This is a genomic window from Dietzia sp. CW19 (assembly GCF_014145265.1).
GTDB classification, from domain to species: Bacteria; Actinomycetota; Actinomycetes; order Mycobacteriales; family Mycobacteriaceae; genus Dietzia; species Dietzia natronolimnaea.
In genome coordinates this window covers 1-9155 of sequence record NZ_JAALEE010000290.1, presented here as the reverse complement: position 1 = coordinate 9155, position 9155 = coordinate 1, and the positions used below count along the sequence as shown (strand labels likewise).

Here is a 9155-nt window from a genome sequence, read left to right as displayed (position 1 = left end):
TAGGACGGCGTGCCCGTGGGGATGGTGACGAGCGGGGACCTGCTCCGACTGGCCCAGACCGACCCCGTGTACCTGGCAGCCCGCATCGCCCGCGCGCCCGACCCCGAGGGGGTCGCGCGCCTGGCGGCGAGGTTGCCCGCCCTGGTCGGCGAGTTCGTCCGCCGTGGCACCGCCCCCCAGGACATCGGTCGCGTCGTCACCGCCACCGCCGACGCCGCGACGCGACGGTTGATCTCACTCGCGGAGAGCGGCCTCGGACCGCCGCCCGTGGGGTACTGCTGGGTCGGCCTGGGTTCCCAGGCCAGAGGGGAGCTCGGCGTGGCGAGCGACCAGGACAACGCGCTCATCCTCGACGACGAGGCGGAGACGACACCGGATGCGGACCGGTACTTCGCCGCGTTGGCGCAGGAGGTGTGCGCCGGTCTCGACCGGGCCGGATTCCCGTTGTGTCCGGGCGACGTCATGGCCTCCAACCCGGCGTGGCGTCGCACGTGCAGGTCCTGGGAGCGCCAGGTGGGGGACTGGGTGCGGGCGCCGGGAGCGGACGCCGTCCTGCACTCCCAGGTGTTCCTGGACATCCGCCCGGTGCACGGGGACACCTCGCTGTTCATGCGGGTCCGTGACGAGATGCTCGCTCGCGCCGAGGGCAGTCGACGGTTCCAGGCCCACCTGGCGCGCATAGCGTGCGAATGGCAGCCGCCGCTGGGGTTCTTCCGTGGGTTGGTGGTGGCACGACGGGGTGAGTACCGCAACACCCTGGACCTCAAGGCCGGCGGGATCGCGCCCGTGGTGCAGATCGCGCGTGTGCACGCCCTCTCCGCGGGGCTGGACGAGGTGTCCACCCTCGGTCGGCTCGACGCCGCGGCCGGGGCCGGCGTCATCGCGCGCGCCGACGCGGAGGATCTCGGCGAGGCCTTCCGGTTCCTGCGTGGTCTGACCTACCGCCACCACGCGCGCCAGATCGCGGACGACGACCCTCAGGACAACCACATCGATCCGGGAACGCTGAGCTCCGCCGACCGTCACCGTCTCCGCGCCGCGTTCCGGATCATCGCCGGGGTGCAGGGCTCGCTCGCCCTGAAATACCGGGTCGGGCAGATGTGATGCGTGAGTGGTTCACCGGGTCCGGGCGACGTCGACGCACCGCACGACGGCTTCCCGACGGTCCGCTGCGGCGCTACCTCGAGACCCCGCCCCCGGAGCCGTCGACCCCACTGGCGGATCTGCAGTTGCTGGCGATGGACGTCGAGACCACCGGCCTCGATCCGCGCCGCGACAGGGTTCTGTCCGTGGGGCTGGTACCGGTGGACGGTGACCGGATCGTCCTCGGCGGCGCGCGGTCCCTGCTCCTGCGGGCCGAGGGTGCCGACGACGTGGAGGGAGTGGGGCAGAGCGCGACGCTGCACGGGATCACCGACGACACGGTCGCGACAGGGGTGAGCGTGGACGTCTTCCTGGACCGGGTCTTCGAGGCGTTGACCGGCCGGGTCCTCGTCGCCCACTACAGTCGTATAGAAACCGATTTCCTCGGCGCTCTGTGCACCTCCGGGCACGGTGTGCGGCCGCCGTTCGTCCCCGTCGACACCCTCGAACTCCACCGCCGGGTGCTCGGCGCGGGCGTCGACAGTGGATTCGCCCCGGAGTCCTCCCCGGACGAACTCCGGCTGTGGAGCGCCAGGGAGCGGTACGGGCTCCCCCGCTACCGGGCGCACGATGCGCTGATCGACGCTCTCGCCTGCGCCGAGCTCTACCTGGCCCAGACCGCGGAGCTGCACGAGCGCGGGGTCACGACGCTCCGGGATCTGCGAACGGCATAGGATCGCGGGTATGCGTCTCGCCCGTATCGCCCACCCGCAGGGATTCGCCTTCGTCGAAGTCCGCGGTGATGTCACCGATCCCGCCACCCTCACCTGCGCGGAGATCGCCGAACACCCCTTCGGCACCCCCGAGTTCACCGGCCGCGAATGGCCGCTGGCCGACGTCCGTCTGCTCGCTCCGATCCTCGCCTCCAAGGTGGTGTGCGTCGGTAAGAACTACGCGGAGCACGCCGAGGAGATGGGGTCCGAGGCGCCCGCCGAGCCGCTGATCTTCCTGAAGCCCAACACCTCGGTGGTCGGCCCCGAGGCCGGGATCGCGTACCCGCCCAGTTCCGAGCGGGTGGACCACGAGGGTGAGCTCGCCGTGGTGATAGGTCAGCCCTGTCGCGACGTCTCGGCCGCCCGGGCCCACGAGGTGATCCTGGGGTATACCTGCGCCAACGACGTGACGGCGCGCGACCAGCAGCTCGCGGACGGTCAGTGGACCCGCGGGAAGGGGTACGACACCTTCTGCCCGCTGGGCCCCTGGATCGTCACCGACCTGGACCCCAACGGCCTCGACGTCCGCACCACGCTGCACCACCCGGACGGGTCCTCGGAGCTGCGCCAGGACGGCAACACCTCCCAGTTCATGCACACCGTCGGGGAGATCATCGAGTACGTCAGCAGGGTCATGACGCTGCTCCCGGGCGACGTCGTGCTGACGGGAACCCCGGCCGGCGTCGGCCCCATGCTCCCCGGTGACCGGGTCACCGTGGAGATCGAGGGCATCGGAGCGCTGACCAACCCCGTCGTCGACAGGTAGGTCGGGTCCCGACCCGCCTGACGGTCGAGACCCGGTCGGGGGGTCCGGTCACACGGCGCCCAGCGCGGTGAGGACCGTGCGGAGTTTGGCGGCGGTCTCGGCCACCTCGTCGTCGGGGTCGGAGTCGGCGACGAGCCCCCCGCCCGCCCAGGCGATCGCCCCCGAGCGATCGGCGTCGATCTCGGCGCAGCGGATGGTGACCATCCAGTCGCCGTCTCCGCCCGCGTCCGCCCATCCCACCGCACCCGAGTAGAAGCCCCGCCGGCCCTCGAGACCCGCGATCACCCGCCGCGCCTCATCGGTGGGGGTTCCGCACACGGCGGGGGTGGGGTGGACGGCCAGCGCGAGGTCGAGCGCGGTCGTCCGCGGGTCGGCGACCCGTCCGCGGATCCGCGTCCCCAGATGCCACATCTCACGGGTGGAGGTGAGCGACGGGCGCTCGGGGATCTGTAGATCCCGGCAGAGGGGGGCGAGCGCCGTCGCCAGGGAGTCCACCACGAACGCGTGCTCGGCGGCGTCCTTGCCCGAGGCCTGCAGTGCCCGTCCCGCGGCCTGGTCCACCGACGTGTCACGGGAGCGGGGGGCGGATCCGGCGAGCGGATGGCACTCCACCACGTCACCCCGTCGACGGACGAGGAGCTCCGGGCTCGATCCCACCAGGATCCTGCCGGAGTGGACCCCGCCGGCGGGGGACAGGTCGACCAGGAATCCATCGGCCGACGGGCTCGAATCGATGAGCGCCGCGCACACGGCGTGGGGGTCGATCGGGTCGTCCGCGAGCAGCCGGACCGCGCGCGCGAGCACCACCTTGTCCAGCCCACCCGCCCGGATACCCGCGATCGCGGTGGCCACCCGTCTCCGGTGGGCCTCAGTCGAGGGCAGTTCCTCGACGACGCGGGCGCGCGTGCGGAGCGAGCGGAAGTAGGCGGGCGGCTCGAGTGGGCCGTCGGTCCGGACCACGATGTCGGGCTCGACCAGTGCTGCCGGGGCGTCCGGCTCGAACCCGATGGCGCCCACCACCAGCCCGCAGCGTCCGGACCGGAGGGCCAGCGCCGCGTCGGCGGGGTCGGGGAAGGCGCGGAGGGAGCCCTGGGTCCGCAGCGATCCGGTGTGGCGCGACAGGAGGAAATCCGGGGCGGTGACAGGCCTGGCGGCGTCGGGGTGGGGCCCTGACGCCACGGCTCGCCTCCCTCGACTCCGATGTGCGTGGATCGCGCGCGAGTGGCGGGCCACGGGTACCCGCCGATCCTAGGCCGGTCCTGCGCGGGGGTGCGAGCCGGGACCGTCACTAGGATGGTGCGCATGACAGCCCCAGACGTCCGTGTCCGTTTCTGCCCGTCGCCCACCGGTACTCCTCATGTGGGGCTCGTCCGGACGGCGCTGTTCAACTGGGCTCACGCCCGGCACACGGGCGGGACCTTCGTCTTCCGCATCGAGGACACCGACGCCGCACGCGACTCGGAGGAGTCCTACCAGGCCCTGCTCGACGCGCTCCGGTGGCTCGGGCTGGACTGGGACGAGGGTCCGGAGGTGGGCGGTCCGTACGCCCCCTACCGCCAGTCCGAACGACGCGACCAGCACCTCGATGTGGTGCGCAGGCTCGTCGACGCCGGTGAGGCCTACGAGTCCTTCTCGACCGCCGACGAGGTCGAGGCGCGCCACCGGGCGGCCGGGCGCGACCCCAAACTGGGGTACGACGGCTTCGACCGCGACCTGACGGAGGAGCAGAAGCAGGCCTACCGGGACGAGGGCCGTGGCGCCGTGATCCGGCTGCGGATGCCGGACGAGGACCTCGGGTGGGACGACCTCGTCCGCGGGGAGACCGTGTTCAAGGCCGGCACCGTTCCGGACTTCGCGCTCACCCGGGGCAACGGGATCCCGCTGTACACCCTGGTCAACCCGGTGGACGATGCGCTCATGCAGATCACCCACGTCCTGCGCGGCGAGGACCTGCTCAGCTCGACCCCCAGGCAGATCGCGCTCTACCGTGCGCTCACCCGGATCGGGGTCGCAGACCGTGTGCCCGAGTTCGGGCATCTGCCGTTCGTGATGGGGGACGGCAACAAGAAGCTGTCCAAGCGGGACCCCGAGTCGGATCTGTTCCTGCACCGCGACCGCGGCATGCTGCCCGAGGGGCTGCTCAACTACCTGGCGCTGCTGGGCTGGGGACTGTCGGACGACCGCGACGTGTTCTCCCTCCGGGAGATGGTGGAGGCCTTCGACGTGCGCCAGGTCAATGCCAACCCCGCGCGCTTCGACCAGAAGAAGGCGGACGCGATCAACGCCGAGCACATCCGGCGGCTCCCGCCGGAGGAGTTCGCGCGTCGGCTGCGGGACTTCCTCGAGGCACACCCGTCCGAGGACGGACTCACGCTGCCCGCGGAGCTGGATGGTGATCGTTGGGCGGTGCTCGCGGATCTGGTGCAGACCCGCATCGTCGTGCTGTCCGACGCGTGGGACCTGATCCGGTTCCTGGTGGTGGACGAGTCGGAGTTCGTCGTCGACCCCGGGTCCGCCGCCAAGAACCTCAAGGCCGATGCGCGCGAGGTGGTGGACGCGGCGGCGGCCGCACTGGAGTCGGTGCCGGAGTGGTCCACCCCCGCGATCGAGGCCGCGCTCTCCGGTGCGCTGGTCGACGAGCTCGGGCTCAAGCCGCGTAAGGCCTACGGTCCGGTGCGGGTCGCGGTGACCGGATCGCACATCTCCCCGCCGCTGTTCGAGTCGCTGGAACTGCTGGGTCGCGAGGTCACACTGGCCCGCCTGCAGGCCGCGCCCATCGCTGAATGACCTGGCGATTTGCTATTCACCCTCGGTGCTTTGATAGTCTCTTCGAGGTCGCCCCGCACGGGGCGGACAAGTGAATACAGTGGCCTATGGTGTAATTGGCAACACAGCGGTTTCTGGTACCGTCGTTCTAGGTTCGAGTCCTGGTAGGCCAGCTGAGCGCGTTGTAGCGCTCACTGCAGCGGTTCCTCGCGGAGCCGCGTCCTGAGCCCCCGTCGTCTAGCGGCCTAGGACGCCGCCCTCTCACGGCGGTAGCGTGGGTTCGAATCCCATCGGGGGTACACACGAGAACGCCCGGAGCATCATGCTCCGGGCGTTTTCTCGTTCTCGGCCCGGTCCTCTCCACCCCGGTCCTCTCCACCCCGGTGCATCCCGGCGCCGTCCTTCTTCCGATCGGGGGAGAACGGACGGACTGGTCCGGTCAACCGGCGGTCGTCACGTCGACCCGCCCCCGTCCCCGGAGCCGGATGAGGTGCCGCGCGTGTTCGTCGAGATCACGGTCCTCCGCGGTCAGCGGGGTCCAGTGGGGGACCGGGGTGGGGCGGAGATCCGGGCCCAGAGCCGCGCACACGGCCAGGCAATGGGTCGTCAGCACCCGTTCGGGTGACGTGGGCTCACCGGACCGCACGTGGACGGACACGTGCATCGTCTCGTGACCGGTGTGCAGGAGCCTGGCCTCCACCTCGACGACGTGGCCGATCTTCACCGGGTGGTAGAAGCGCACCCCGCCGGCGTACACGGAGGTGCACGGGGTGCCCGACCAATGGGTCGCACACAGGTTCGCGGCGTCGTCGATCCACGACATGATGCGCCCCCCGTGCACGTTGCCGCCCCAGTTCACGTCACCGGGGGCCGCGAGGAACCGCAGGGCCGATCGGGGTGCGGTTCCCGCGTCGGTATAGCTCTGGACGGCCATGGCGTCCTCGATGTCCTTCCGCAGGGCGATGCGCATCACCGCCTCGTCGGACTCGTGGACCTCCAACCGGGAGGCGGGCCGCCAGGACGGCACCGGGGTGGGTCTCCCCTCGCGGACGGCGATGAAGACGACCAGGCACTCCGCGCAGTGGCGGAAGTCGAGGGTCACGGGGTCGCAGGCCCGGACGTCGCACTGGATGTGCATCGAGGTCGATCCCGTGTGGACGAGTCGCGCCGACACCTCGACGAGTTCACCGGCCTCGATCGGCCGCGAGAAGCGGACGTTGCCCACGTAGGCGGTGACGGCGTACCCGCCGGACCACACCGCGGCCTGGGCGTACGCGGCCTTGTCGATCCACTCGAGGATGCGGCCGGTGTGCACCTGGTTCCCGGTGCCGACGTCGGTGGGTGCGGCGAGGAAACGCAGGACGGTCTCTCGGGCAGTGTTCACGCTGGGCAAGCTATCGCCGTCGCGTAACGGGGCGGTTGCCGCGGGTGTGGATCGCGTGTCGGTGTGCTCACCCCGGTCCGGCGGCGCGGTGAGCACGCCACCCGGTCGGCGGGTTCGATCCGCCGCGGGGGTCAGTCGACCGTTTCCTTGAGGGGGTCCTCCCGGATGAACAGCAGCAGCACCGTGGCGATGAGCAGCAGGGGGACCACGACGAGGAAGATCGGCACCAGGGCGTCGTTGTAGGACCCCACGATCGCGTCGTGCAGGGGCCCCGGGAGGCCGGCGAGGATCTCCGGGCTCATCGAGTTCGCCGCGCCGGAGCCCTCGGCGAACGACGCGGCCACCTCGGCGCCCTCCGGCCCCATCGCGGACGCCGCGGCCGGGATCCGGTCGCCCATGAGATCTGCCAGGCGGCTGACGAAGAGCGACCCCACGATCGCCGATCCCAGCGTCCCGCCGATCTGGCGGAAGAAGTTGTTGGACGCGGTGGCGGTCCCGACCATCGAGACGGGGAACGAGTTCTGGACGATCAGGACGAGCAACTGCATGCACAGGCCCAGGCCGAAGCCGAACACGAACAGGACCGCTCCGAGGTGCAGGAGGGTGTCGGTGGCCTCGAGGGAGCTGATGAGCCACAGACCCACGGACATGATGACCGTCCCGACCACGGGGTACCACTTGTAGCGGCCGGTACGGCTCACGATGTTGCCCACGACGATGGAGGTTCCCATCATCCCCGCCATCATCGGGGTCATCATCAGTCCGGCGTCGGTGGGCCCGAGCCCGTGGACCATCTGGATGTAGGTGGGCAGGTAGGTGATGGTCCCGAACATCGCCACGCCGATGATGAGCCCGGCGGCCGTGGAGAGCGCGAAGTTGCGTTCCGCGAACAGCGTCATGGGGATCAGTGGGTGCGGCGATCGCAACTCGACGAGCACGAACGCCGCGGAGCAGATCAGGAACAGCGCCGCGAGGCCGAGGATCACGGGGTCGGTCCACGTGTAGCGGTTACCGGCCCACGAGCAGACGAGGATGAGCGCCGTGGTGGCCGTGACCATGAGGACGGTGCCCGGCCAGTCCGTGCTGCGGCCCGTGCCGCGGGTGGGCAGCTTCAGGTAGAGGACCGCCACCACGAGGGTGAGCAGGCAGATCGGCAGGTTGAACCACAGCGCCCAGCGCCAGCCCGGGCCCTCGGTGAAGAATCCGCCCAGGAGCGGACCGAGGATCGACGACAGTCCGAAGACGGCCCCCATGACCCCCATGTACCGGCCCCTCTGCCGGGCGGGGACGACGTCGGCGACGATCGCCTGCGACAGCACCATCAGGCCGCCACCTCCCAGGCCCTGGATCGCGCGCGAGACGATCAGGATGTCGATGCTCCACGAGAGGGCGCCGAGTACGGAGCCGCCGAGGAACAGCAGGATGGCGGCGACGAAGAGCGGCTTTCGGCCGATCTGGTCGCCGAGCTTGCCGTACACGGGGAGCCCGATGGTCATGGTCAGGAGATAGACGGTGATGACCCAGCTCATCTTGTCGACCCCGCCGAGGTCCGCCACGATCGTGGGCAACGCGGTCGCGAAGATCATCTGGCCCAGGGACACGATGAGCATCCCCAGCAGCAGGGAGGTGAAGACCAGCGGCACGTTGTGCGATGCCGGAGCCGGTCCGGTGGGTCGGCGATCGTCCGTGGCGATCGTGCTGGTGTCGTTCGTGCTGGTGTCGCTCATGACGTGGTTCCCGTGGTCTCAGGGGAGGTGGTCCCGGCCGGTGTGGTCCCGGCCGGCGTGGCGTCGGAGGGCGCGGTGACGAGAAGTGCGAGCTGCCGGAGGGCGAGGGCACATTCGGCGTCGAGGTCGGCGAACGTCGCGGCCTCCCGTGTCAACCAGGTGGACAGCCCGAGGTTGGCCGAGGCGGCCACGAGAGCCACGTAGGCACGTGCCTCCGCCCTGGCCGCGACCCCGTCGAGGCGGCGCAGGGCCGGGTGCCGCTCGAAGTGTTCGGTCACCAGGTCCACCAGACGGAGCTGGAAACGGGATGACGCGGTCACCCGGGCCACCCCGAGGTCCGGGTCGGCCCGGAAGATCTCCGCTCGACGGTGGGCCAGGGTCGCGGTCTGGGCGTCGTCCGCGATCCGCGCGGCCGCGAACGCCGCGAGGAACAGCCTCAGGAGTGCCCCGGGGACGTCCGGGTCGGCCGCATCGAGGAATTCCCGGCGGACCGCGAGCGGGACGTCCCGGGGCGGCGAACCGATGACGGCGGCCTCCTTCGAGGGCACGTAGTTGAAGAACGTGCGCTTGGAGACCTGGGCGGCGGCGCAGATCTGGTCCACCGTCACACAGTCGTACCCGTGCTCGAGTACTAGGAGCGTGGGTCAGTAACACGC

At 70.7% G+C, this 9155-nt stretch carries 7 protein-coding genes, 2 tRNA genes and 1 pseudogene; 6 read left to right on the top strand and 4 right to left on the bottom strand.

The annotated features are described in order from the left end of the window. Window positions 1-9 precede the first annotated feature (9 nt). The 3 genes from G6021_RS09375 to G6021_RS09365 are packed head-to-tail and all read left to right on the top strand — an operon-like array spanning window position 10 to window position 2622. Window positions 10-1104: a DUF294 nucleotidyltransferase-like domain-containing protein gene (locus G6021_RS09375; RefSeq protein WP_347238941.1), complete on the top strand. Its 1095-nt coding sequence runs from the start codon at window positions 10-12 to the stop codon at window positions 1102-1104. Further along, entirely contained in the window at window positions 1104-1817 is a 714-nt protein-coding gene (locus tag G6021_RS09370) for an exonuclease domain-containing protein (protein WP_182641136.1), read from the top strand. The genes G6021_RS09375 and G6021_RS09370 overlap by 1 nt, the downstream gene beginning before the upstream one ends. Before the next feature lie 10 nt (window positions 1818-1827). After that, entirely contained in the window at window positions 1828-2622 is a 795-nt protein-coding gene (locus G6021_RS09365; protein WP_182641135.1) for a fumarylacetoacetate hydrolase family protein, read from the top strand. 48 nt (window positions 2623-2670) lie between these two features. Here the strand turns inward: G6021_RS09365 and G6021_RS09360 are convergent, their stop codons facing one another. Further along, window positions 2671-3801 carry an isochorismate synthase gene (locus G6021_RS09360; protein ID WP_182641134.1) on the bottom strand — a complete coding sequence of 377 codons (1131 nt, stop codon included), beginning with the start codon at window positions 3799-3801 and terminating at the stop codon, window positions 2671-2673. Between the two features lie 123 nt (window positions 3802-3924). Between G6021_RS09360 and gltX the strand changes: the two genes are divergently transcribed. The 3 genes from gltX to G6021_RS09345 all read left to right on the top strand — a co-directional run bounded on the left by gltX (window position 3925) and on the right by G6021_RS09345 (window position 5687). Beyond that, the gene (gene gltX, locus G6021_RS09355) at window positions 3925-5409 is read left to right on the top strand and encodes a glutamate--tRNA ligase (protein ID WP_182609687.1); all 1485 of its coding nucleotides are present in this window, start codon (window positions 3925-3927) and stop codon (window positions 5407-5409) included. 80 nt (window positions 5410-5489) lie between these two features. Further along, window positions 5490-5561: transfer RNA gene (locus G6021_RS09350), tRNA-Gln, on the top strand. 53 nt (window positions 5562-5614) lie between these two features. After that, a tRNA-Glu gene (locus tag G6021_RS09345) sits at window positions 5615-5687 on the top strand. Window positions 5688-5827: 140 nt separating this feature from the next. Here G6021_RS09345 and G6021_RS09340 read toward each other — a convergent pair. The 3 genes and pseudogenes from G6021_RS09340 to G6021_RS09330 all read right to left on the bottom strand — a co-directional run. Beyond that, complete coding sequence (locus G6021_RS09340) at window positions 5828-6772, bottom strand: hotdog domain-containing protein (protein ID WP_182641133.1); 945 nt, start codon at window positions 6770-6772, stop codon at window positions 5828-5830. Between the two features lie 131 nt (window positions 6773-6903). After that, window positions 6904-8499: an MDR family MFS transporter gene (locus G6021_RS09335; protein ID WP_187700596.1), complete on the bottom strand. Its 1596-nt coding sequence runs from the start codon at window positions 8497-8499 to the stop codon at window positions 6904-6906. Next, a pseudogene (locus tag G6021_RS09330) lies at window positions 8496-9113 on the bottom strand (TetR family transcriptional regulator); the annotation flags it as partial. The pseudogene G6021_RS09330 and the gene G6021_RS09335, both read right to left, overlap by 4 nt. Window positions 9114-9155 lie beyond the last annotated feature (42 nt).